The organism is Novosphingobium kaempferiae, from assembly GCF_021227995.1.
Lineage (GTDB): Bacteria > Pseudomonadota > Alphaproteobacteria > Sphingomonadales > Sphingomonadaceae > Novosphingobium > Novosphingobium kaempferiae.
Map to the genome: position 1 here is coordinate 4,640,993 of NZ_CP089301.1, position 25,272 is coordinate 4,666,264.

Below are 25,272 nucleotides of genomic sequence, written 5' to 3' on the forward strand. Positions count from 1 at the left end.
CGCCGCCCGGAGTGACGGCCCGTGCTGCGGAGGAGGGTGCAGCGGCGGGCATCACCGGGAGCTATGTGGGGAGCGGTTCATGCTCCGGGAAATTGTCCCGTCGCTCCCGGGCAAGCGGGAGCGACGGGTGGATCGTGACGGGCTGTCCGGCATGATCCCGGCAGCCGGGATCGAGGGGGCAAGGGCCGGACGGCTCGCCAGGGCTTAGAAGTTGGCCTTGGCCCGCACGCCCCAGGTACGCGGCGCCTGCAGGTTCGACAGGAACACCGGATCGTAGCGCGGCGCGCCGAAGGCGCTGGCGTTGGTGCGGATTCTGCCGTTCTCGATGTTCTGCACGAAGGCCTCGACCGTGTAGTTGCCGTCAGGCGCGGTGAAGCGCAGCGCGGCATCCGAGCGGAAGTAGGCCTTCTGGCGATCCCAGTCGGTGCCGTTGGTGCCGCGATCGGGCATGTTGTCCGCAGGCAGGTTGGCGTTGACGAAGGGGTTGGCGTCGCCGTTGAAGTAGCTCAGCCAGCTTGCCGTCTCGTAGTGCGTGGTCAGGCGCGGGGTGATCGTCGCGCCACTCGCCAGTTCGAAGTCGTGCTCGTAGCTGATCGTCGCCGAGAAGCGCGGCGCGTGGGCCAGTTCGTTGCCCTTGAGCTGCGCGATCGAGGACTGCTTGCCACCGTCATAGAGGCGACCGTCGACGCTTTCCAGATCGTCCAGCTTGGTCTTCTGGAGCGTGCCGGAGAACTGCAGGCGGTCGGCGGGGGTGAAGTTGGCTGTCAGTTCCGCTTCCAGACCGTAGGCCTTCGCGCCGTCGGCGTTCTGCGTCACGATCTGGCTGCGCACGACGTTGCCCTGCGCATCGCGGAAGGTGACGGCCTGGTTGACCTGGTAGCCCTTGAAGTCGCTGTAGTAGGCCGCAAGGTTCAGGGTGACCATGCGGTCGAGGAAGCGGCTCTTGAGGCCGACTTCATAGTTCGTCAGCGTTTCTGGATCGGTCAGCCCGGCGTTGTCCTGGATGTTGCCGGACTTGAAGCCGGTGCTGATGCTGGCGTAGCCCAGCACGTCCTCGGCGATGTCCGCATCGACGCGGGCGAGGTACGTCAGCTTGTTCCACTTGCCCTTCACGTCGTTGCTGGAGATCGAGAAGCCCGGCAGCAGGGCGACGAGTTCCTGCGCGGTGGCGTTCGGATAGGCACCGAAGATGCCGCCCTGGCAGGCGCCGCCGGGGGCGAGGTCCGCCGGGGTGCAGCCCGCGCCCGAATAGGTCACGTTGCGGCCGCCGATGTCTTCCTTCTTGTCCGACGTGTAGCGCAGGCCGCCGGTGACGCGGATCGCGTCGGTCGCGTGCCAGACCACCTGTCCGAACACCGCGCGGGAATCGATCTGGCGGTTTGCCTGGATGAAGCTGCCCGCCCAGCTGAAGGTGCCGTCTCGGTAGCCGTTGCGCTGGTCGATGTCGAAGCGGATGCGGTTCTTCTCGTGGCTGTAGTAGGCGCCGAGGATCCAGTCGAAGGTCTGCTCGCCGCTCGACTTCAGCTGAACTTCGTGGCTCTGGAAGTCATAGCGCGAGGACAGCGTGCGGTTTTCGCCGAAGGCGCCGAGCGGCAGGTCGTTGCCCGCCGCGTCCTTCTGGCCCGTCGGCGGCAGCGCGCCCGCGTCGGCGTCGGTCTGGGTCGAGCCGCCGATGCGCGACCAGCCGGCGATGTAGCTGACCTGGATGCCGTCGGTCACGTCGTAGTTCATCGTGCTGCGCACGGCGGCCGAGTAGCGGTCGGTGTCGGGCGCGGTGTCGGACAGGGTGGACCAGCGCTTGGTGCCCGCGCGCGGGGTCTGGAGCAGGCCGATGACCGGTGCGCCGGTGTCCCAGAAGCCTTCTGCCGAGAGGTTCCAGCTGAACTTGTCGCTCGGCTGCCAGAGCAGCGAGCCGCGAACCGACTTCTGGTCGGCGGCGTAGTACTTCTTGCCGCGCGTGACGAAGGCCGACTTGTTGATGCCGTCGATGTCGGGCGCGGGCTGGAAGTCGGCAAAGCCGTCGTGCCGGTCGGCGACGAAGGCGATGCGCGCGGCCAGCGTGTCGGTGATCGGCAGGTTGATCGCGCCACGGATGCCGAGGCGGTCGTAGTTGCCGCCGGTCACTTCCACGTTGCCCTCGAACTCGCCCAGCTTGGGCTTGGCCGAGATCAGGCTGAGCGCGCCGACGGTGGCGTTGCGGCCGAACAGCGTGCCCTGCGGGCCGCGCAGAACCTCGACGCGCTCCATGTCGTACATCAGCACCGACGCGCCCTGCGAGCGGGGCGAGTAGATGCCGTCGACGTAGATCGCGACTTCGGGGTCGGCGACTTCGGTATAGGCGCTGTCGTTGCCGATGCCGCGCAGCGTCAGCAGCACCGCCGACTGGTCGCCCTGCTGGTTGAACTGGAGCGAGGGGACGAAGCGGGCGAGGTCGGTGACGTCCTTCACCTGCTGCTTGTCGAGCTGCGCCTGGCCGAAGGCGGAAACCGCGATCGGGGTGGACTGCAGCGTCGTTTCGCGGCGCGTGGCGGTGACGATGATGTCGCCGTCCGAGGCCGGAGCGGCAGCCTGCGGGGCGGTATCCTGTGCGTAGACGGGTGCGGCAATGAGCATTGCAGTCGCAAGCGCCGTGCTCGCGATGAGCGCGTTCCGGGTCATCTCTCTCTCTCCCTGAAGCAGACCTTTCTGCTTTCCGGCCGCTCGTAGACCAAAGCTTGACATCGTTGTCAACATTCATTCTGACATCGATGTCAAATCGACATTGTCAGAGCTTCCCCGGTCGAAGGAAGCGCGATAGGATGCCGCCGAACATGACTGCCCCGATGGCGAAGGCCGAGATTTCCTTGCGAAAACCCGATGATGAACGTGCCGCTAACCTGCTCTTCCGGCTGGCAGTGGGGGTTTTCTTCATCGGCGGATTCCTGACGTCCTCGGTCAGCCTGCTGGTGCCGCAGCTCAAGCTGATGCTCGCGCTCGACTATGCGGGCGCGCTCATGGTGCAGTTGGCGTTCCATGCGAGCTACCTGCTGTTCGCGCTGCCGATCACGGCCTTCATCGTCGCATCGGGCTACATGCGTGCCATCGCGGTGGGACTGGCGGTGATGGGAGCGGGCTGCATCTCGCTTGCCGTCGCGCAGGGAAGCCTGTCGTTCGCGCTGGTGCTCGGCGCGCTGCTGCTGCTGTCGGCGGGGCAGACGTTCCTGCAGATCGCGGCGAACACGGTGGTCACGGTGATCGGCTCGGCGCGCGGAGCGGCGGTGCGGCTGACGTTGTTGCAGGGGTTCAATTCGCTGGGCACCGTAGTCGGCCCGCTGGTGAGCGCGCCGCTGCTGCTGGCGCAGGTGGAGCGCGGCCACGCATGGCGCCCCGCAGCGACGCTGCCCTTCGTGGCGACCGCGCTGGTGACGCTGATGCTCGCCGCGGCCTACGCCCGCCATCGCGCCCTGCTGGGTGAGGCGGATCGCGGCGCGGCCTTCGTGCCCTTGCGGCGCATGTTCGGCGTCCTGCGCAATTCGCGGCGGCTGCGGTGGGGCACGGCGGCGATCTTCGTCTATGTCGGCGCGGAAGTGACGATCGGCGCGCTGCTGCCGAGCGTGCTGATGCGGCCCGATCGGCTGGGCGCGAGCGCAGTCGCGGCGGGGCAGCTTGTTGCTCTTTACTGGGCAGGCGCGATGGTCGGGCGCTTCGCGGGGGCCTGGGGCATGACGCGGGTGGTCGAGGCGCGGATGCTGCTGTGGGCCGCACTCGGCGCGGTCGCGCTCACGCTGGGCGCGGTGACGCTGCCCGGTGTCATCGGTGCGGCGGCGCTGGTCGCGGTGGGGCTGTGCAATTCGATCATGTACCCGACGATCTACGCGCTCGCGCTGCCGGGCGACGAGCGGCAGGCGCCGGTCGCCTCGATGTGGCTGTGCATGGCGGTCGTCGGCGGTGCGGTGGTGCCGGTGGCGACGGGCGTGGTCGCGGACATGACCGCGCTTCTGCCCTCGCTCGTCGTGCCTGCGGCGTGCTACGCGCTCATCGCGGTATTCGCGGCGATCTGCCTGCGGCCGGGGGAGGCGCGGGCATGAAGACGGTCACGATCAAGGATGTCGCCGCGCGCGCGGGCGTCTCCCCCAAGACGGTCTCGCGCGTCATCAACGGCGAGGACCACGTCCGGCCCGAGATCCGCGAGGCGGTGCAACGCGTCGTGGCGGAACTGAATTACCGCCCCAACGCCTTCGCGCGCAGCCTGTCGAGTTCGCGCTCGTATCTGCTCGGCCTGTTCATCGACGATCCGGTGTCGGGCTACGCGGCGGAAGTCCAGCACGGCGCGCTTCTGCAATGCCGGGAGCGCAGCTATCACCTCGTCGTCGAGCCGGTCGACCTCAAGTGCGCGGACTGGCAGGACCATGTGCGGTCGAGCCTCGCCAGCCTGCGGCTCGACGGGGCCATCGTCGCGCCGCCGATCTGCGACGACGCGGAACTGCTGGCGATCTTCGCCGAGGCCGAGGTGCCGCATGTCCTCATCGCGCCGTCCGATCCGCCGGTGGATTCGGGCGCGGTGTGGATGGACGACCGTGCCGCCGCGCGCGAGATGGCGGACTACCTGCTCGGTCTCGGCCACCGCCGCATCGGCTTCATACAGGGGCCGGAGAGCCACAGCGCCTCGGCCCGGCGCGAGGAGGGTTTCCGCGCGGCACTGGCGGCGGCCGGGATCGCGGTGGACGAGCGGGCGGTAGTGCGGGGGGATTTCAGCTTCCGCTCGGGTCTGGAGCTGGGCGACGTGCTGCTCGACCTGCCCGATGCGCCCAGCGCGATCTTCGCCTGCAATGACGACATGGCGCTCGGCGCGCTCATCACGGCGATGAAGCGGGGCATCACGGTGCCCGATCAGCTGTCGATATGCGGGTTCGACGATGTCGCGTCGTCGCGCGCGGCCTGGCCGCAGATCACGACGATCCGTCAGCCCAATGCGGAGATGGCGGCGGCGGCGGTCGACGTGCTGGTCGACCCGGCGTTCCGCAGGAACAGCGCCGATCCCGCGTTCCGGCTCATGCTGGCGCACGCGATGATCGTCAGGGGAAGCACCGGCCCGGCATAGCGAGCCGGGCGGTCAGGTGTTCCCGTCGGTCAGTTGACCCGGCGACGGTGCTTGCCGCCGTAAGTCTTGCCGCAATAGCTGTCCAGCTCGCGCATTTCCGTCGCGGCGGCAGAGGCCATGGCGGCGGTGCAGGGCAGGCTGGTTTCGTTCGCGGCGATGCGGGCTTCCACGCGGTCGCGCAGTTCCTCGATATCGGCGCGCGAAAGCACATTCTTCTCACGCAGGTAGCAGATCAGGCTCTGGAGCAGAATCATCGCCTTCTCGCCGGAATCAACTTCATTGGATTCAATCGCTTCGATCATGTCTCCGTCCTCTCGAGCGGCCGTTTCGGCCGGCGTTGAAGACAGGATGATACAACACCGAAACGATGTCCAGTGAGTCAAAAGAACAGCGTTCCCTTGTTGTAATTTATTGTGCGGCGCAATAATCGGAAAGCAAGTAGCTTTATTGCTCCAGCGCGGCGACCTCCTGCCGCAGCAGCGAGGCGAGGCGGCAGTGCAGCGCCTCGTGGTCGCTGCCGGGGGACAGTTCGCGAAGGGCCACCATGCCCCATGACATCGTGATGATGAAGTCCATCACCGTCGACTGCCGCTGTGCCGAAGCCTCGGGCGCGAGCGAGGTCAGCGCTTCCCCCAGACTGGCACGCAGGCGGGTGTCGACCTTGGCGTTCATCTGCGCGATCGCGGGATTTCTGCCGACTTCGGCCAGCAGCTCGCACATCAGGCGGCGATCATCGCAATCGGGCTCGTCGAAGCCGACGCGCTCGATCCAGGCGAGGATCGCGGCGCGGTCCTGCGCGGCGACGGCGGCGCTCAGCGTCTCCTCGTCGAGCCATGTCGTGATCTCGGATTCGCAGATGGCGGAGATGATCGCCTCCTTGTTGGCGAAGTCCCGGTAGATCTGTCCCACGGCGATGCCTGAAGCCGCGGCGATCTGCGCCATTCCGGTCTGATGGAACCCGCGCTCGACAAAAAGGTTACGCGCGGTGTCGAGCAGGTGCTGTCGGCGTGCGGCCGACTTTGCAGCTCGGGGGCTTTCCGTAGTACTCTCGGTTGTCATTTCCCTGTCCGGCTTGCTTTTCATGCTGCGACGCAATAACAGTCGCGCGAATCATGAGTGAACGCTCACTCACGCTTTAACCCTCTTGGTGGACCAACTCCATGAAAAAGATCGCTCCGGCCCTAGTGCTGATTCTCTCCGCCTGCGGTGGAGGACAGGAGCAGCCTCCTGCGGGCCCGCCAGAGGTAGGCGTGGTAGCGGTCAGGGAGCAGTCGGTGTCGCTCAGTAACGAGTTGCCGGGGCGTACCAGCGCCTACGAAAGCTCGGACGTGCGGCCGCAGGTCAATGGCCTGATCCTCTCGCGCCTGTTCACCGAGGGTGACCAGGTGCGTGCTGGACAGCCGCTCTATCGCATCGATCCTGCGCCTTATCAGGCCGCCGTGGCGAACGCGCAGGCCGCCGTCGCCCGCTCGCGCGCGGCGATCGCATCGAGCGAGGCGCTGGCCCGTCGCTACGGCGAACTGGTCAAGATCAACGCGATCTCGAAGCAGGACTACGAGAACGCCGTCACCAGCGCCCAGCAGGCGCGCGCCGACGTCGCGGCACAGCAGGCTCTGCTCCGCACCGCGCAGATCGACCTTGGTCGCACCACGATCAAGGCGCCGATCTCGGGCCGGATCGGGCGCTCGACCTTCACGACCGGCGCGCTCGTCTCGGCCTCGCAGGCCGATCCGCTGACGACGATCCAGCGCCTCGATCCGATCTACGTCGACATCCAGCAGTCCAGCGCCGACGTCCTGCGCCTGCGCCAGCAGCTGCTCGCGGGCGACCTCACCAGTGCGAGCGGCAACGTCACCGTGAAGCTCAAGCTGGAGGACGGCAGCACCTATCCGCAGGAAGGCGTGCTCAAGTTCACCGACGTGACCGTGGATCCGACGACCGGCAGCCAAGTCATCCGTGCGCAGTTCCCGAACCCGCGCGGCCTGCTGCTCCCCGGCATGTACGTGCGCGCCGAGTTCGCGCAGGCGACCAAGGCCAACGGGCTGCTCGTCCCGCAGGTCGCGGTCACCCGCGATGAGAAGGGTCAGCCGACCGTCCTCGTCATCGGGGCCCAGAACAAGCTGGAGATGCGCAAGATCACCGCTCCGCGTACCGTCGGCGACAGCTGGCTGGTGACGTCGGGCCTCAAGGCGGGCGACAAGGTCGTTGTCGACGGCGCGCAGATGCTGCGTCCGGGCATGCCGGTGAAGCCGGTCGCGCCGCAGGGCCAGGGTCAGGCAGGCGCGAAGCCCGCCGCCGCCGGCCAGCCTGCCAACAAGGGCCAGTAACCGACCATGGCACGCTATTTCATCGACAGGCCCATCTTCGCATGGGTCATCGCCATCGTCATGATGATGGCGGGCATCATCGCCATCCGCAGCCTGCCGATCGCCCAGTTCCCGGAGATCGCGCCGCCCACCGTCACGATCAACGCGACCTACCCGGGCGCTGACGCCGAGACGCTGGAACGCACGACGACGCAGATCATCGAGCAGCAGCTCAAGGGCATCGACAACCTGCGCTACTTCTCGGCGTCTTCTTCCTCGGCAGGCACGGTGACGATCACCCTGACCTTCGAGCAGGGCACCGACCCCGACATCGCGCAGGTGCAGGTCCAGAACAAGCTGCAGGCGGCGACCCCGCTGCTGCCGCAGGAAGTGCAGCGCCAGGGCGTGCAGGTCCAGAAGTCGGCGGCGAGCTTCCTGCTCGTCACGGCGGTCTATTCGGAGGACGGCAGCCACAGCGCCACCGACCTTTCGGACTACATCGTCAGCCAGCTTCAGGATCCTGTCAGCCGCATCAACGGCGTCGGCGAACTGCAGATCTTCGGCACCCAGTACGCCATGCGCATCTGGGTCGATCCGCTCAAGCTGCGCAGCTATAACCTGACCATCGCCGACGTGACGACGGCGGTTCAGGGCCAGAACGCGCAGGTTTCGGCGGGCCAGATCGGCGCGCTGCCGGCTTCCAAGGAGCAGATGCTGAACGCCACCGTCTCGGTGCAGTCGCGCCTGCAGACGCCCGAGGAGTTCGGCAACATCCGTCTGCGTTCGACGGCGGGCGGCGCCAATGTGCGCCTGCGCGACGTGGCGCGGGTCGAACTGGGCGCCGAAATCTACGGCTTCGACACCCAGTTCAACGGCAAGAACGCATCGGGCTTCGGCGTCCGCCTCGCTTCGGGCGCCAACGCGCTCGACACCGTGGATGCGGTGAAGGCCGAAGTCGAGAAGATCGCCAAGGGCTTCCCGCCCGACGTGAAGGTCGCCTTCCCTTACGACTCCACGCCGTTCGTGCGCCTCTCGATCGAGCAGGTCGTGCATACGCTAGTCGAGGCGGTCGTGCTCGTCTTCCTCGTCATGTTCCTGTTCCTCCAGAACTGGCGTGCGACGCTGATCCCGACGATCGCGGTGCCGGTCGTGCTGCTCGGCACCTTCGGCGTCATGGCGGTGCTGGGGTACTCGATCAACACGTTGACGCTGTTCGGCATGGTGCTCGCCATCGGCCTGCTGGTCGACGACGCCATCGTCGTCGTCGAGAACGTCGAGCGACTGATACAGGAGGAGCATCTTTCCCCGAAGCAGGCCGCCCGCAAGTCGATGGACGAGATCAGCGGCGCGCTGGTGGGCATCGGCATGGTGCTGTCGGCGGTGTTCCTGCCGATGGCCTTCTTCGGCGGTTCCACCGGCGTCATCTACCGCCAGTTCTCGATCACCATCGTCTCGTCGATGGCGCTCTCGGTGCTGGTCGCGCTGATCCTGACCCCGGCGCTGTGCGCCACGATCCTCAAGCCGCATGACCCCGAGCAGGGTCAGGGCAACGGCCTGCTGGCGCGCTTCTTCCGCTGGTTCAACGAGAAGTTCGACCAGGGCACGAACAAGTACCGCAAGGGCGTGCGCGGCACCGCGCGCGGCTGGAAGCGGGCGCTGCTCGTCTACGTGGTGATCGTCGGCATCATGAGTGCGCTGTTCATGCGCCTGCCCAGCGGCTTCCTGCCGGACGAGGATCAGGGCTTCATCATCGCCCTCGTCCAGGGCCCGTCGGGCGCGACGATGCCGCGCACGCAGAAGGGCCTCGACGTGGTGCGCAAGCACTTCCTCGAGGACGAGAAGGCCAACGTCGCCTCGATCTTCACCATCAACGGCTTCTCCTTCTCGGGTCAGGGGCAGAACGCAGGCATCGCCTTCGTGAAGCTCAAGGACTGGGAGGAGCGCAGCGGCGCCGAGAACCGCGCGCCCGCGCTGGTGGGGCGTGCGATGGGGGCGTTCTCCAAGTACCGTGACGCGATGATCTTCGCGGTCATCCCGCCGGCGGTACAGGAACTGGGCAATGCCACCGGCTTCGACATGTGGCTGGTCGATGAGACCAACATGGGTCACGAAAAGCTGATGGCCGCACGCAACCAGCTGCTCGGCATGGCGGCGCAGGACCAGCGCGTGGCGCAGGTCCGTCCGGTCAGCCTCGACGACGCGCCGCAGCTCGACGTCAAGATCGATCAGGACAAGGCGGGCGCGCTCGGCCTCGACATCAGCGCGATCAACTCGGAGATTTCGACCGCCTGGGGTGGTTCGTACATCAACGACTTCCTCGATCGCGGCCGTACCAAGCGCGTCTACGTGCAGGCCGACCAGCCCTATCGTTCGTCGCCCGAGGCGATCCAGAACCTCTACGTGCGCGGCACGGGTGGCGAAATGGCGCCGTTCAGTGCCTTCTCGACGCTCGACTGGAAGCAGGCTCCCGTCATCCTGACCCGCTATAACGGCCGTCCGGCCATGCAGCTTCAGGGTGCGCCGGGTCAGGGCCTGAGCACCGGCGGCGCGATGCAGGCTATCGAGGAGATGCACCAGAAGCTGCCTGCGGGCACGGCCATCGAATGGACCGGCCTGTCTTACGAGGAACGTCTCTCTGGCGGTCAGGCGCCCGCGCTCTACGCGCTGTCGCTGGCGATCGTGTTCCTGTGCCTTGCGGCGCTGTACGAGAGCTGGTCGGTGCCGATCGCGGTCATGCTGGTGGTGCCGCTGGGCGTCGTCGGCGCGCTGTTCGCGGCGTGGCTGACGGGTCTGGGCAACGACATCTACCTGCAGGTGGGCCTCATCACGACGATCGGCGTCTCGGCCAAGAACGCGATCCTCATCGTCGAGTTCGCAGAGGAGCGCGTGCAGGCGGGCATGAACGCCTTCGACGCGGCGATGGAAGCGGCAAGGCTTCGCCTTCGCCCGATCCTGATGACCTCGCTCGCCTTCGTCTTCGGCGTGCTGCCGCTGGCGGTGTCGACCGGCGCGGGCGCTGGCGGCCAGAACGCCATCGGTCGTGCGGTGGTGGGTGGCATGCTCTCCGCCACGATCTTCGCGATCTTCTTCGTGCCGATGTTCTTCGTGGTCGTCGCCCGCCTGTTCAAGCACGGGCAGACGAAGGGCGAGGAACAGGACGAGCAGCATAATGAAGGCGGCGTACAGCCGCAGGAAAGCTGAACATGAAAAAGTCGATCCTCATCCTGCTCGCCGGAACCACGCTGCTCGCCGGGTGCAACCTTGCCCCCAAGTACGAGCGGCCCGCCGGGGCCGTGCCGGTGACGCTGCCGCAGGGCGGCGTCTACCCGGCGGCCCCGACCGACGCGGTGGACGTATCGCGCATCGGCTGGCGTGACTTCTTCCTCGACGACCGGCTGCGGCAGGTCATCGAGACCGGTCTCGCCAACAACCGCGACCTGCGCATCGCGGCTGCCAACGTGCAGCAGGCGCGGGCGCAGTACCGGGTGCAGCGCGCCGACCGCCTGCCGACGGTCAACGCCACCGGCACCGGCGTCTACACCAACAACATCTTCGGCGCGGGCGGCGGTGCCGGCGGCGGCTCGCAGGATATCGAGGCCTATCAGGCGACCGTCGGCCTCTCCGCCTTCGAACTCGACCTGTTCGGCCGCGTGCGCAACCTGTCGCGCGCTGCGCAGGAGCAGTACTTCGCGAGCGAGGAAGCACAGCGTTCCGCGCGCATCAGCCTGATCGCGGAAATCGCCAACGCCTGGCTGACGATGGCCTCGGACAGCGAGCAGCTGCGCATCTCGCGCGAGACGGCGAAAGCCTTCGAGGAAACGCTCAAGCTGACGCGCGAGCAGTTCCGCGTCGGCATCGGCTCCGAACTGGAAGTGCGCCAGGCCGAGACGAGCTATCAGGGCGCGGTCAACGATATCGCCACGCTGGAAACCAGCGTCGCGCGCGACCAGAACGCTCTCAACCTGCTGGTCGGCACCACCGTTTCGGCAGCACAACTGCCGACCGGCTTCACCGGCGAGCCGATGACGCGCGACGCGCTGCCGGGCGACATCGCCTCCGACGTGCTGCTGCGCCGTCCCGACGTGCTGCAAGCCGAGCACCAGCTGATCGCCGAGAACGCCAACATCGGCGCCGCCCGTGCGGCGTTCTTCCCGACGATCTCGCTCACCGGCACGCTCGGCACCCTGAGCACGGCGCTGTCGGGGCTCTTCAAGGACGGCACCTACACCTACAACGCCCAGCCCAGCGTCTCGCTGCCGCTGTTCGACTTCGGGCGCCGCTCGGGCAATCTGGACTATGCCAAGGCATCGCAGAAGGTGGCCGTCGCGACTTACGAGAAGGCGGTGCAGACCGCGTTCCGCGAAGTCTCCGACGCGCTGGCCCAGCGTGGCCGGATCGGCGACCAGATCCGTGCCCAGTCCACCCGCGCCGAGGCGGCGGGCGTGGCGGCGAAGCTGTCCGACGCACGGTTCCGCGCAGGCGTGGACTCGTTCCTGACCACGCTCGATTCGCAGCGCAACGCCTATGCGGCGGAGCAGGCGCTGGTGGCGACGCGGCTGGTGCAGGCGAGCAACCTCGTCGAACTCTACCGCTCGCTCGGCGGCGGGCTGGAGGAGACCACGCCGGTCGGCGCGCAGTAACAAGCCTCAGACAAATCCGTAATCGCGCCGCAATCTTCCGCGGCCAATCCCGCACGCGATCTTGCCGTTCCGGCCTCGCCGGAAGCGCAGGCGGTCTTCGGACATCACCCCACCGAGCCCGGTGTCCGGAGGCCGCCTTCGCCGTGCGCAGATGCGGTCAGGCGCATGTGCAGCGCCCTTTGCCATGACGAAGTGTGTCGTTAGCGCCGAAATCGCCCTCTAGGCACTCGACAGCGGCGCTCTAACCGTGTTGGGGGAACAGCGCATCGGCGGATCGCCCTGACGATGCGCCCCAACTGATCACGCACGGGACGAACACATGGACGAGACGCTGCGCCGCGCCGCACTTGATTACCACCGCCTGCCCCGGCCCGGCAAGCTGACCGTCGAGCCCACCAAGCGCATGGTGAACCAGCGCGACCTCGCGCTCGCCTATTCGCCCGGCGTCGCCGTGCCCTGCACCGAGATCGCCGCCGACCCGTCGAAGGCGCTGGACTACACCGCGCGCGGCAACCTCGTCGCCGTCATCTCGAACGGCACCGCCGTGCTCGGCCTCGGCGCGATCGGCGCGCTGGCCTCGAAGCCGGTGATGGAAGGCAAGGCCGTCCTGTTCAAGAAGTTTGCCGACATCGACGTCTTCGACATCGAGGTCGACACCACCGATCCCGAGAAGTTCATCGAGGCGGTCGCCCTGCTGGAGCCGACCTTCGGCGGCATCAACCTCGAAGATATCAAGGCGCCCGAGTGCTTCCACATCGAGGCCGAGCTGAAGAAGCGCATGAACATCCCGGTGTTCCATGACGACCAGCACGGCACCGCGATCGTCGTCGCCGCCGCCGTGCGCAATGCGCTCGTGCTGCAGGGGCGCACGCTGGCCGATGCCAAGCTCGTCACGTCGGGCGCGGGCGCGGCGGCGCTGGCCTGCGTCGACTTGCTCGTCTCCATGGGCCTGCCGGTCGACAACGTCACGCTGACCGACAAGGACGGCGTGATCCATTCGGGCCGCGAGGGCATGCTGCCCAACATGGCGCGCTATGCCCGCGACACCAACGCGCGTTCGCTGCCCGACGTGCTGCCGGGTGCGACCGTGTTCCTCGGCCTGTCGGCGCCGGGCGTGCTCAAGCCGGAATGGCTGCCGCTGATGGGCGACAAGCCGCTGATCTTCGCGCTCGCCAACCCCGAGCCGGAAATCCGCCCCGAGGCCGCGCGCGAGGTTCGCCCGGACGCGATCATCGCTACGGGCCGTTCGGACTACCCGAACCAGGTCAACAACGTCCTGTGCTTCCCCTACATCTTCCGCGGCGCGCTTGATGCGGGCGCGACGCAGATCAACGAGGCGATGAAGGCCGCCGCCGCCGAAGCCATCGCCGGTCTGGCACGCATGCCCGCCCACGACAGCGTCGCGCAGGCCTACGGCGGCCGCAAGCTGGTGTTCGGCCCGGAATACATCATCCCGACCCCGTTCGACCCGCGCCTGATCGTCGAGATCGCCGGGGCCGTCGCCAAGGCGGCGATGGATTCGGGCGTCGCGACCAAGACGCTCGACATCGCCGAGTACAAGCGCTCGCTCGGCAACATGAACACCCGCTCGGGCCAGCTCATGCTGCCCGTCTACCAGGCCGCGCGCGGGGCGATGAAGCGCGTTGCTTACGGTGAAGGCGAGGACGAGCGCGTGCTGCGCGCGGTACAGGATGCGCTCGACGAAGGCATGGTCCGCCCGACGCTGGTCGGTCGCCGCCGCATCCTTGAGCAGAAGCTGCCCGAACTGGGCCTCTCGTTCCGCCTCGACGAGCATGTCGATCTGGTCGATCCCGAGTCCGATCACGAGATCATGAACGAGCTGGTCGCGGCCTACGGCGCCATCGCCGGGCGCAAGGGCGTGCCGACCGCCGAAGTCATCCGCCACACCTACCGTCGCCCGACCGTCACCGCCGCGATGCTGCTGCGCACCGGCAAGGTCGATGCGGCGCTGGTCGGCGGCAATTCGGAGTACTGGGGCCAGATCGAGCACGTCCTGCGCATCATCGAGCGCGCGCCCGACGTGAAGCGCGTCTATGCGCTGTCCGGCCTGATCCTCGACGCGGGCGTGCTGTTCCTCACCGACACGCACATGGTTCCGGACCCGACGCCGGAGCAGATCGCCGAGATGACCGTGCTGGCGGCGGACGCGGTGCGTCGCTTCGGTCTCGACCCCAAGGTGGCGCTGCTGTCGCACTCCAACTTCGGCTCGTCCAACAGCCCGAGCGCCCGCAAGATGCGGGCGGCGACCAAGCTGGTCCGCGCCGTCGCGCCCGAACTGAAGGTGGACGGCGAGATGCACGCCGACGCCGCGCTCAGCCAGGCCCTGCGTGAGAAGCTGGTGCCGGATTCGGCCTTCGAGGGCGCGGCGAACCTGCTGGTGATGCCGAACCTCGATGCGGCGAACATCACGCTGACGGCGCTCTCGGCCTCGTCCAGCTCGCCCACGGTCGGCCCGATGCTGCTGGGCCTGTCGCAGCCGATCCACGTCCTGACCCCGGGCGTGACCGCGCGCGGCATCCTGAACCTGACCAGCATCGCGGTCTGCGCCGCCGACGGGCATTGATTTGAGGGGGAGGGGGCTTCGGTTCTCTCCCCTTTCCCCTTCTTTCGTCATTGCGAGCGCAGCGAAGCAATCCACGGTCGGCCCCAATGCTGGATTGGGCCGCTGGATTGCTTCGCTGCGCTCGCAATGACGAGGGAGAGTATCGTCGTCCCGGACTTGATCCGGGACCGCTGGCCGTGAACGGCCTCGCTATCGTCGATGCGTCCAGCGGCCAGCAATCGCCTAAAGACAGCCACCGGTCCCGGGTCGAGCCCGGGACGACGATGGTTCAGAGCACCAGCGGCGCGTGGTTGATCTGCGGCAGAACATGCCGCGAGAACAGGTCCGCTTCCGCCGCATGCGGATAGCCAGACAGGATGAAGGCATCGATGCCCTCGGCCTGATAGGCTTTCAGCTTCGCCAGCACCTGATCCGGATTGCCGACGATCGCGGCACCGCAACCCGAACGGGCGCGCCCGATGCCGGTCCACAGGTTCTCTTCCACGAAGCCGTCGCCGCCGGCAGCCGAGCGCAGCTCCGCCTGACGGGTCACGCCGACGCTGGCGGTGTCGAGCGACTTCTGGCGGATCGCCTCACCCGCCGCATCGTCCAGCTTGGACAGCAGGCGGTCGGCATAGACCCTCGCCTCGTCCTCGGTTTCGCGCACGATGACGTGGGCGCGATAGCCGAACTTGAGCGTGCGGCCGTACTTGGCGGCGCGCGCGGTCATGTCCGCGATCGTCTCGCGCACCTTGTCCATCGTGTCGGGCCACATCAGGTAGACGTCGCAGCCCTGCGCCGCCGCCTCGCGCGCGTCTTCGGACAGGCCGCCGAAGTAGAGCGGCGGGCACTTGCCGGACACCGTGCTGATCCGCGCCGGGGCGAGGTCGAGGTTGTAGAACTCGCCCTCGTACTTCAGGTGCTCGCCCGAGAGCATGATCTTGAGGATCTGCATCACCTCCAGCGTGCGCTGGTAGCGGGCGCGGCTGTCCAGCTTTTCGCCGGGCAGGTCGGACGAGATGATGTTCACCGTCAGCCGCCCGCCGAGGATACGGTCGAGCGTGGCGATGCGGCGCGCCAGCTGCGGCGGCCAGTCCTCGCCCATGCGCACGGCCCAGAGCAGGCGGATCTTCTCCACCAGCGGGGCGATGGCGCCCGCGAACATGGTGGTGTCGATGCCGAGGCTGTAGCCCGACGGGAGCAGGATGTTGTCGAACCCGCCCTTTTCCGCCTGCAGCACGATGTTGCGGCAATGCTCCCAGCTCGACGCCAGCGCCGGGTCGGGCTGGCCGAGGAACTCGTAGTCATCGTCGCACAGCGCCGAAAACCAGCTTACCTCACAGGTCTTGTCAGTTGCACTCATGGCAGGGGCTCTCCTTTCGATGCGACCAGTACCGCGTACCAGCTGGCGCGGGTCCAGCGGACCTTCAGTGCGTCTGCTGCTTCGGCGATCCGGTCGGCCTTTTGTGATCCGACGATGGGGATGACGCGCGCGGGGTGCGCCATGATCCAGCTGTAGGCGGCCGCCGTGCGCGACACGCCGAACTCTTCCGCCGTCTGGTCGAGCAGCGCGGCGACTTCCTTGGTGCGCGCGTCCTCGGGATTGGCGATGCGCCCGCCGCCGAGCGGCGACCAGGCCAGCACCGCCATGTCCATGGCGATGGCCTGATCCAGTTCGCCGTTCTCGATCGTGTCGAGGCGTAGGGCCGAGATTTCCGGCTGGGTCGAGACGATCGGCAGGTCCACGAACTGCTGCAGGGTGGCGATCTGGCTCACGGTGAAGTTCGACACGCCGAAGCTGCGGATCTTGCCCGCCTTATGTGCCGCTTCGACGGCCTTTGCGATTTCCGAAGGGTGCGTGAGGATGTCGGGACGGTGGATCTGCCACAGTTCGACGCTGTCGGTGCCGAGGCGGGTGAGCGATGCGTCGATGGCGCTGGTGAGGTACTCGGCGCTGGAATCGTAGGGCAGCGGGGGCATGATGCCACCCTTGGTGGCGATCACCAGCTTGTCGCGCAGACCCGGCTCGCTGGCCAGCGCCTTGCCCAGCAGCACTTCCGCGTCGCCGAAGCCGCCCTTGCCGTCGAAGCCGTAGATGTCGGCGGTGTCGACGAAGTCGATCCCGGCATCCAGCGCGGCATGGAGCAGGTGCACGGCGTCGGCTGCCTCGCCTTCCATGCGCCAGTTGCCCCAGGCGAGGGCGGAGACTTCGATGCCGCTCTTGCCGAGCTGGCGGCGGGGTGCCGGGGAGGGGAGGTAGGTCATGGGTTATCCTGTCAGGGGAGAAGGTCGGGATTTATGCGGGCGACGGATGCCCGCTCGATGAGGTCGTGCGGCAGGCGGCGATGTGTCGCCTGCGCGCCTTCGAGAAGAAGCTGGGTGGCCGCCAGCGCCAGTTCGCGCGTCGGCTGGCGGATGGTGGTGAGCTGCGGCCAGACCATGCGCGCGACCATGGTGTCGTCGAAGCCGACCACCGAAAGCTGCTCGGGCACCGAAAGCCCCATGTCGTGCGCGACGGAGAGGATGCCCGCCGCCATGTCGTCGTTGCTGGCGAAGATCGCGGTCGGGCGGCGCTTGCCGGTCAGGAAGGTGCGCGCGGCGGCGACGCCGCTGTCGAAGTCGAACTCGCCCAGCGCGACGAGCGCGGGCTCGAACGGCAGCCCGGCGCGGTCGAGCGCGCGGCGGTAGCCGAACAGGCGCTCCTCCGAGGCCATGTGGTTGGAGTGCCCCTTCACGAAGCCGATCTGGCGATGGCCCTTGGCGATGAGGTAGCTCGTCATGTCGTCCGCCGCCTGCGCATCGTCCATGAAGACCGAGGAGGTCATCGCATGGTTGGTGCCCGGCGATATGCGCACGAAGGGAATGTCCATGCCCTCCAGCGCCTTCAGCACCGGCACGCAGTCGGTGACGGGGGAGGAGAGGATGATGCCGTCGACGTGCGTCTCGGTGACGAGGCCGCGCACCTGTTCGCCCACCAGCGGGTCGGTCACGTCCACCGGCTGCGCCAGCAGGCGCGATCCGGCTTCGTGGCACGCTTCCCAGCAGCCCATCTGCACCTGGTTCATGTAGTAGGGGCTGTGGTTGTCGTAGATCAGCGCGATCTGGCCGGACTTGGTGCCCGCCAGGATGCGCGCGGCGACGCTCGGCCGGAAGCCGAGTTCCTGCATCGCCTTCTCGACGCGCTCCTTGGTGTCGGCGCTGACGTAGCGGTGCCCGTTCAGCACGCGGCTGACCGTTTTGATCGACACGCCCGCGAGTGCGGAGACGTCCTTGATGTTGGATCGTTCGCTCATGTGCTCTCCCCCGAACATGACGCACACCCCCGTTCGTCATTGCGAGCGGAGCGAAGCAATCCCCGGCGGCTTGCACGCGCGCCGGATTGCCGCACCCCTGCGGGGCTCGCAATGACGAGGATGGGGGGCAGTGTCGTCATGCCTTCAACGTGTCGAAAAGAGCGGCGAACTTGCTGTTCGGCAAGTAGAAAACGGGCGGCTGGCCGTAGGGGGCGGCAATGGTGTGGGTGCCCGGCGCGAAGTCCTCGCCGGTCCAGAGGTGGCGCCAGGGCTGCTTGCCGGGGAGGATCACCTCGCGCTGCGTCGCATCGGCCTCGACGATGGGCGCCACCAGCATGTCGGCGCCGTAGAGGTACTGGTCCTGTACCGCGAACAGCGCAGTATCGAAGTAATGCAGGAACAGCGGGCGCTGCACCGGCAGGCCGGTGGCCACCGCCTCGTCGCTGAGGTGGCGCACATAGGGCGCGAGCGCCTTGTGGACGCGCGACATCGCGGCGAATGCGTCGAGCAGTTCCGGGCTGGAATCGATCTGCAGGTTGTCGTCCGGGCGGTTGCCCTCATGGCTGCGCATCACCGGCGAGAACGCGCCGAGTTCGCACCAGCGCAGGATTAGGTCCGCCGTGCGCACGTTGCCGTGGAGGCTGGTATAGCCGCCGACGTCGCTGTGCGAATAGGCGTTGCCGACCAGACCCGCCGAGAGCGCGGCGGTGAGCACGGTGTTGATGCCGTCGTGCCGGGTGAAATCAACCGACTGGTCGCCCGCCCACAGCAGCGGGCAATGCGCCTGCACGCCCGAGAACCCGGCGCGCATGAAGAACACCGCCTCGCCGGTCTTGCCGCGCGACGCCACGGCGCGCGCGTTCGCCTCAGCCCAGAGCACCGGCCAGCGGTTGTGCATCAGCATCGGGTCGCTGCCGTCGTGGAGGCGCAGGTCCACGGGAAGGTATTCGCCGAAGTCCGCCATCCAGCCAGAGAGGCCGAAGTCCAGCATCTCCCGGCCGATCACGCGGTCCGCGAACCAGTCGAGCGCGGCGGGATTGGTGAAGTCCACCACGCCGCAGTCGAACTCGCCGAAGTCGACGAGGTAGACATCGTCCGAATCCTGCCGGAGCGCGAGATAGCCGAGCGCCTCCGCCTCGACGTACTGCTTGCCGTCGTTGGCGAGGTAGGGGTTCACGTAGCCGAGGAATCGCACGCCCTTTTCGGCCAGTTCGGCGATGCGCGCGGGGAGGGCGGGATAGCGGGCCTCGTTCCACGACCAGTCCCAGAACAGGCGGCGACCGAAGCTGGTCTGGCGGATGCCGATCCAGTCTTCGCACCACAGGCCGGAGACTTCCGCGCCCGCGTCCATGATCGCTTCGAGGCGGGCAAAGCTGTTTTCGCCTTCTTTCAGGCCGACGATGGCGCCGCCGATGGCCCAGTCGGGCAGGGCGGGCTGGCGACCGAAGCGGCTGGAAAGCGTGCCGACCAGCGCGGGCAGGGTATCTTCGGCAAAGAATTCGAGGGTGAAGCTGCCTTCCCACACCTCGATCCGGTGGCGGGCGGCATCGGTGAAATCGAGCACCGAATAGGCGCTCGATCCCAGATGGCAGGCCCACAGCGTCGAGGTCAGGAAGGTGGGTTGGGGATAGTTGGTCCACCAGTAATCGCCGCCAGCCATGCCGTTCTGGTCCATCAGGCGGGTCAGTTCGGTGGACTTGTCACGCCCGACGCCGGGCTCACTCGTCCAGATCGGGAAGCGACGGCCCGAAAGGTCGAGGTAGCTCATCTGCTCCCCGCCGCCCCAGATATGCTCGCCCGGCTGCGCGACGAGATCGACCCAGACGCGGTCATGGGCAGGGTCGAGCGCCGTCACCGTCAGCGAGTCGCCCGCCGTGGCGAGGCGCAGCAGCGGGGCACTTCCTGTCCCGGCGGACAGGAGGATATCGCCGTCATCGGCCCATGCGTGGGAGAGCGAAACGCGGTCCTGCGGGGCGTCCTCGATGGAGAAGTTGCCGCGCACCATCTTCACGTCGGGATCGCCGCGAGCCACGGAAAAGGCGGGATTCTCCGGCGAACTGCGCAGGATTTCCCGCCCAGCGATCACGCAGACAAATCCATCTTCCCGTAAGGTGAAGGTCAGCGGCAAGGCCCAGCTCCCATGGTGTGCTTCTTTTGCAGCACTGGCGTGGCCGCCGCGCTGTCCTGATGTGACAACGCTTGACAGAAATGATCGAGCCAATCAAGAGGGTCGAAACCGACAGGACCACCTGAGGTGTCAACACCCAGGCTCACTGCGCAAGGAGGGGAGAATCATGATTTCCACACACGCCACATCTACGTTCGCACGCGCTGCGCTGGCGCTTTCCGCGTCCGCCGTCGCAATGATCGCGGCGACGCCCGCGAACGCGCAGGTGGACGAGATTATCGTTACTGCTCAGAAGGTTCAGCAGAACGTTCAGGACGTTCCGATCGCGATCAGCGCGGTCACGGGCGAGGCGATGGCCCGCGCCGGCGCCAAGAGCCTGGAAGACATCACCTCAATCGTCCCCTCCGTCACGTTCCGCAAGGGCACGACCAACGCCAACAGCGCCATCGTGATGCGCGGCGTCGGCACCATCAGCTTCTCGATCGCTGCCGAGCCCAGCGTGTCCACCGTTGTGGACGGCGTGGTGCTGAGCCGTTCGGGCCAGTCGTTCCTCGACCTCGTCGATTTCGAGCGTCTTGAGGTTCTGCGCGGCCCGCAGGGTACGCTGTTCGGCAAGAACGCCTCGGCGGGCCTCGTCAACATCGTGTCGAAGGGCGGCACCGACCGTTTCGAGGCCGAAGCCAACGTTTCCGGCACGACCGATGACGAATACCGCGCGAAGATGACGCTTTCCGGCCCGATCGCCGAGAACCTGACCGGTCGCCTGACCGGCTTCTACGGCAACTTCGACGGCAACATCAAGAACACCTACTACGACAAGACCGTCAACGGTTACGAGCACTACGGCGCGCGCGGCCTGTTGGACTACGACGGCAACGGCGGTCGCTTCCGCCTGATCGCGGACTACTTCAAGGCCAACGACGACTGCTGCGCCGAAGTGACCGGCGTGTCGCGCGGCACGGTGATCGACAACGAACTGGGCATCGTGCCGCAGGGCGAGGACACCCGCGACGTCAACCAGAACCTCATCACCCGCTCGCTGGACCGCCAGTACAGCGTGACGATGAGCGCCGATATCGACACTTTCGCGGACCACACGTTCTCGATCGTCACCGGCTACCGCAACTGGAAGAACACCGAGATCCGCGACGGCGACTTCCTGCCGCGCGCCATCGTCGGCACGCCGCAGCTGCATGACCGCGGCACTGTGGAGACCGACCAAGTTTCCGCCGAAGTCCGCCTCGCCTCGCCGCAGAACCAGGCACTGACCTACCAGGTCGGCGGCTTCATGTGGTATTCCAAGAACACGCAGGACTTCACCCGCAGCGACGTGACCTGCGCGACGTCGACCTCGCCGATCGATCCGGCGACGGGCGCGCGTCCGTGCAACCTGACCGACACGGTGAACACCCTGTTCCCCACTGCAACCTCGCGGTCGGACGTCTCGTTCCGCAACTGGGCGGTCTTCGGACAGGCGACTTACGAGTTAACCCAGAGCCTGCGCCTGACGCTGGGCGGCCGCTTCACGCATGACAGTGTGAGCTTCGTCCACACCCGCGCCCCTGCGGTCAACGCCACCACCGGCCTTCCGGCCACCGGCGCGGGCCTTTCGGGCGTCGGTGCGGGCGGCACGCTGGCAAGCGGCGGCAACGGCACCAACACCTCGCGCGGCAGCACCAACGCCGATAACTTCTCGGGCAAGGCGGTGCTGCAGTACGACGTAATGGACGACGTGATGGTCTATGGCAGCTACACCCGCGGCTACAAGGGGCCGGCGTTCAACGTCTTCTTCAACCACACTGCACCGACCAACTCGACCCCGATCGATCCCGAGAAGTCGGACAGCTTCGAGGTCGGCTTCAAGAGCCAGTTCCTCGACCGCATGGTGCAGCTGAACGCGGCGGCATTCCTGGTCGATTACAAGGGCTTCCAGGCGAACAACTTCGTGCTGCTGAACGGCGCGGTGGTGACGAACCTGACCAACGCGGGCACCGTGCGCTCCAAGGGCTTCGAGGCTGACCTGACCGTCGCGCCGACCGAGGGCCTGACCTTCCGCGCCAACGCTGCCTATGCCGACGCCAAGGTCCGCCGCTTCAACCCGAACCCGCTGACCAACGCGCCCGACGCCCGCGACGGCACCCGCCTGCCGCTGGCGCCCAAGTTCAGCTACACCATCGGCGCGGACTACGACGTGCCCGTCGGCCCGGTGAAGCTGTACCTGTCGAGCGACTGGCACCACGTCTCCAAGCAGTTCTCCGACCTTGGCCAGAGCGGTGAGATCGACCCCTACGGCATCTGGAACGCCAGCATCGGCGTGTCGGACGCGGACGACAAGTATCGCCTGACCTTCATGGTCCGCAACATCCTGGACGACAGCTACGTCCTGCTCAACACCACAAACGGCCAGCGCCTGATGATCCCGCGCGATGCCGACCGTTACGCAGGCCTGAACCTGCGGGCGAAGTTCAACTGAGGCCAAGTTGAACCCCGGGGGCCGCAAACGTCCTAGGCTGAAAGCCCGCACAAAAGAACCCCCGGCGGATCTCCTCTCCGCCGGGGGTTTTCTTTTGCCTTTTAAGCTAGTTCCTCCCCGAGCTTGTCTCGGGGAGGTGGCAGCCCGTCAGGGCTGACGGAGGGGGAATTGCGCGAGGTTCTCCCCCTCCACCACCGCTTCGCGGCGGTCCCCCTCCCCGAGACAAGCTCGGGGAGGAATTCAGGTTACTCCGCAGCTTCCAGCTTGGGCTGCATGAGGTGGATGAACGCGGTCGCCACCAGGTACGCCGAACCGCACACCACGAACAGCGGCGCGTAGCCGAGGCCGGTGTCGAGCGACCAGCCGGCGAACTCGATGATCCCGGTCCCGGTCAGGTTCCCCGCGACCGCGCCCAGCGCGATCACGGTGGCCATGCGGCGGGCCGGGATGATCTCGGTCGCCATGCCGAAGATGTTGGTCGAGAAGCCCTGGTGCGCGAACAGGCCGAGGCCGATGCACACCGCCGCGATCCACGGATCGCCGGCGATCAGGGCCAGCGGCATGACCAGCACGATCAGCGCATAGGCCAGCATAGAGCCCTTTCGCGCAAGGTTCATCGACACGCCGCGCAGCAGCAGCGCGGGATAGAGCGCGCCCGAGGATACCGCGCCCAGCGCCGCAAGGACGAAGATCACCGCGATCGGCCAGCCCAGCTGTCCCTGACTGAGGTTGAACTGGCGCGCGAAGAAGTCCGGGGTCCAGAACAGCACGAACCACCAGACGAGGTCGGTGAAGGCCTTCGCGCCGATCACCGTCCAGCTGCGCCGGTCGGAGAGGATTGCGCCCCATTCGACCTTGCCGCGCGTGGTCGCGGCCTGCCCGGCGACGGGCGTGAGCTTCGCGGTGTTGAGCTTCCACAACGCCAGCCAGACGAGGCCGAGCCCGCCGGTGACGAGGAACGCGGCCTTCCAGCCGAACGCCATCGCGAAGGGCGGGATGATGAGCGGCGTCAGGATCGCGCCGATGTTCGGCGCGGTGTTGATGATGCCGATGCCGACCGAGCGGCGCTGCACCGGGAGGTAGATCGCCGCGGTCTTCATTGCCGCGGGCGTGTTCACCGACTCGGCGGTCGCCAGCACGGCGCGGGCGATGACGAACTGCTGGACGCTGGCGGCCAGTGCATGCGCCATGCCGGCTAGGCTCCACACCGTCACGGCAAGGCCATAGGCGAAACGCACGCCGAAGCGGTCGACGAACCAGCCGACGCCGAGCAGCGAGACAGCCGCCGCCAGCTGGAAGATCGAGCCGAGGTGCGCGAACTGCTGGTCGCTCCATTCGAACTCCGCCTCCAGCATCGGCTTGAGCAGCGCCAGAACCTGCCGATCGACGTAGTTCAGCGCCGTCGCGAAGAAGATCAGCGCGATCAGCACGTTCTGCGCGCGGGCAGCGGCACGGTCAGCGCCGGGATCGGGGGGAGGGGCGTGCACCTGCGGCGCCGGGTGTTCGTGAATAGTCATTCCTGCTCTCCCCTATCCCGCCGTTGGTCCGGCGGCAATTCGTCCAGCCTTTTGCGCAAAGCTCTTGCTCCATGGCGCGCATGGCCATAGAGGTGGATATGACAGCGTAGGACATACGGCAAGCGCCTTCGTCTAGGACGCGCCGATTTGAACGCCAGCATCTTCCCAAGAAGGATGCGGCGAAAGGACGGGGACCAGTGAGCGCAGACCACGCAGGCGATCTTTACGGCGAGATGTTCCTGGCCGGACTCGACGGTCCGGCCACGAAGCCGAGCCGGATCGAGATATGGAAGACGCTGTGGCCCGGTCTTGCCATCTGCGGCATCGCCAGCATCGCCGCCGCCTGGCTTTCGGAGCATTACGGCGCGCCGATCATCCTGATGGGTCTGCTGATCGGCCTGTCGCTCAACTTCGTGACCAGCGAGGCGCGCACGCATCCCGGCCTCGATTTCGCGTCGAAGGCGTGCCTGCGCTGGGGGATCGTGGTGCTGGGCACGCAGGTGACGCTGGCGCAGATCGTGGCGCTGGGGCCGGTGCCGTTCCTGGCGCTGCTGATGGTCATGGCCGCTGCCATGGCCGCCGCGCTGCTGGTGGCGCGGGCGACCGGGGCCTCCACCGCCATCGGCATCCTTGCGGGCGGGGCGACGGCGATCTGCGGCGCCTCCGCCGCGCTGGCGCTGTTCGGCGTGCTGGGCGCGAAGCGCGTCAGCCAGGCGCAGTTCGCGCTGACGCTGGTGGTGATATCGATGGCGAGCGCGCTTGCCATGTCGTTCTATCCGCCGCTGGCAGGGCTGATGCACCTCGACGACCGGCAGGCGGGCTTCCTCATCGGTGCCTCGATCCATGACGTCGCACAGGCCATCGGCGGCGGCTATGCCTATTCGGACATTGCGGGCAGCTATGCCACCATCGTCAAGCTGAGCCGCGTCGCGCTGCTCGCGCCGATCGTGGCGGTGGTCTCGCTGATGTTCACGGACGAGGACGCGGGCCAGCGGCACTGGATCCGGAAACTCGCGATGCCCTGGTTCATTACCCTGTTTCTGGCCGTGGTCGTCGTCAATTCGCTGGTGACGATCCCGCCCTTCGTGGTTCACCTGAACCTGACGCTGTCGAAGTCCCTCCTCCTGCTGGCGGTGACGGCGACGGCGATGCGTTCGCGGCTCGATCTGGTGATGCAGATGGGCTGGCGGGCGGCGATGCCGGTGGTGGCCGCGACCCTCGCCTCGCTGGTGGTGGCGCTGGGCTTCAGCATGATGATCCTGTGAGTACCTG

The 25,272-nt window shown here is 67.2% G+C and carries 16 protein-coding genes; 8 read left to right on the top strand and 8 right to left on the bottom strand.

Going from position 1 to position 25,272, the window contains the following annotated elements:
- Window positions 1–204: 204 nt before the first annotated feature.
- Entirely contained in the window at window positions 205–2,658 is a 2,454-nt protein-coding gene (locus LO787_RS21020; RefSeq protein ID WP_232492928.1) for a TonB-dependent receptor, read from the bottom strand.
- 152 nt (window positions 2,659–2,810) lie between these two features.
- Between LO787_RS21020 and LO787_RS21025 the strand changes: the two genes are divergently transcribed.
- Both LO787_RS21025 and LO787_RS21030 read left to right on the top strand, forming a co-directional pair.
- The gene (locus LO787_RS21025; protein WP_232492929.1) at window positions 2,811–4,067 is read left to right on the top strand and encodes an MFS transporter; all 1,257 of its coding nucleotides are present in this window, start codon (window positions 2,811–2,813) and stop codon (window positions 4,065–4,067) included.
- Window positions 4,064–5,080 carry a LacI family DNA-binding transcriptional regulator gene (locus LO787_RS21030; protein WP_232492930.1) on the top strand — a complete coding sequence of 339 codons (1,017 nt, stop codon included), beginning with the start codon at window positions 4,064–4,066 and terminating at the stop codon, window positions 5,078–5,080. The genes LO787_RS21025 and LO787_RS21030 overlap by 4 nt, the downstream gene beginning before the upstream one ends.
- A gap of 29 nt (window positions 5,081–5,109) precedes the next feature.
- Here LO787_RS21030 and LO787_RS21035 read toward each other — a convergent pair whose 3' ends face one another.
- Entirely contained in the window at window positions 5,110–5,382 is a 273-nt protein-coding gene (locus tag LO787_RS21035; RefSeq protein WP_232492931.1) for a hypothetical protein, read from the bottom strand.
- 142 nt (window positions 5,383–5,524) lie between these two features.
- Window positions 5,525–6,022 carry a TetR/AcrR family transcriptional regulator gene (locus LO787_RS21040; protein WP_232492932.1) on the bottom strand — a complete coding sequence of 166 codons (498 nt, stop codon included), beginning with the start codon at window positions 6,020–6,022 and terminating at the stop codon, window positions 5,525–5,527.
- A 218-nt stretch (window positions 6,023–6,240) separates the two neighbouring features.
- Between LO787_RS21040 and LO787_RS21045 the strand changes: the two genes are divergently transcribed.
- The 4 genes from LO787_RS21045 to LO787_RS21060 all read left to right on the top strand — a co-directional run bounded on the left by LO787_RS21045 (window position 6,241) and on the right by LO787_RS21060 (window position 14,610).
- Window positions 6,241–7,407, top strand: coding sequence for an efflux RND transporter periplasmic adaptor subunit (locus LO787_RS21045; RefSeq protein WP_232492933.1), 1,167 nt, complete (start codon window positions 6,241–6,243; stop codon window positions 7,405–7,407).
- Window positions 7,408–7,413: 6 nt separating this feature from the next.
- The gene (locus tag LO787_RS21050) at window positions 7,414–10,587 is read left to right on the top strand and encodes an efflux RND transporter permease subunit (RefSeq protein ID WP_232492934.1); all 3,174 of its coding nucleotides are present in this window, start codon (window positions 7,414–7,416) and stop codon (window positions 10,585–10,587) included.
- Window positions 10,588–10,589: 2 nt separating this feature from the next.
- Window positions 10,590–12,026 carry an efflux transporter outer membrane subunit gene (locus LO787_RS21055; protein ID WP_232492935.1) on the top strand — a complete coding sequence of 479 codons (1,437 nt, stop codon included), beginning with the start codon at window positions 10,590–10,592 and terminating at the stop codon, window positions 12,024–12,026.
- 319 nt (window positions 12,027–12,345) lie between these two features.
- Window positions 12,346–14,610, top strand: coding sequence for an NADP-dependent malic enzyme (locus tag LO787_RS21060; RefSeq protein ID WP_232492936.1), 2,265 nt, complete (start codon window positions 12,346–12,348; stop codon window positions 14,608–14,610).
- A gap of 268 nt (window positions 14,611–14,878) precedes the next feature.
- On the opposite strand, the gene LO787_RS21065 is transcribed toward LO787_RS21060, so the two are convergent.
- The 4 genes from LO787_RS21065 to LO787_RS21080 form a co-directional block, all read right to left on the bottom strand.
- Window positions 14,879–15,952, bottom strand: coding sequence for an LLM class flavin-dependent oxidoreductase (locus tag LO787_RS21065; RefSeq protein ID WP_232492937.1), 1,074 nt, complete (start codon window positions 15,950–15,952; stop codon window positions 14,879–14,881).
- Window positions 15,949–16,854, bottom strand: coding sequence for an aldo/keto reductase (locus LO787_RS21070; protein ID WP_232492938.1), 906 nt, complete (start codon window positions 16,852–16,854; stop codon window positions 15,949–15,951). The genes LO787_RS21065 and LO787_RS21070 overlap by 4 nt, the downstream gene beginning before the upstream one ends.
- Window positions 16,855–16,865: 11 nt before the next feature.
- On the bottom strand, window positions 16,866–17,882 hold the full coding sequence (locus LO787_RS21075) for a LacI family DNA-binding transcriptional regulator (protein WP_232492939.1): 1,017 nt from the start codon (window positions 17,880–17,882) through the stop codon (window positions 16,866–16,868).
- A gap of 136 nt (window positions 17,883–18,018) precedes the next feature.
- Window positions 18,019–19,968, bottom strand: a complete 1,950-nt coding sequence (locus tag LO787_RS21080; protein WP_232492940.1) for an alpha-glucosidase — start codon at window positions 19,966–19,968, stop codon at window positions 18,019–18,021.
- A 208-nt stretch (window positions 19,969–20,176) separates the two neighbouring features.
- Here LO787_RS21080 and LO787_RS21085 point away from each other — a divergent pair, with 208 nt between their 5' ends.
- A complete protein-coding gene (locus tag LO787_RS21085; RefSeq protein WP_232492941.1) occupies window positions 20,177–22,483 on the top strand; it encodes a TonB-dependent receptor in 2,307 nt (768 codons plus the stop codon).
- A gap of 245 nt (window positions 22,484–22,728) precedes the next feature.
- Here LO787_RS21085 and LO787_RS21090 read toward each other — a convergent pair whose 3' ends face one another.
- Window positions 22,729–24,000, bottom strand: a complete 1,272-nt coding sequence (locus LO787_RS21090) for an MFS transporter (RefSeq protein ID WP_232492942.1) — start codon at window positions 23,998–24,000, stop codon at window positions 22,729–22,731.
- 197 nt (window positions 24,001–24,197) lie between these two features.
- Here LO787_RS21090 and LO787_RS21095 point away from each other — a divergent pair, with 197 nt between their 5' ends.
- On the top strand, window positions 24,198–25,265 hold the full coding sequence (locus LO787_RS21095) for a YeiH family protein (RefSeq protein ID WP_232492943.1): 1,068 nt from the start codon (window positions 24,198–24,200) through the stop codon (window positions 25,263–25,265).
- Window positions 25,266–25,272: the final 7 nt, after the last annotated feature.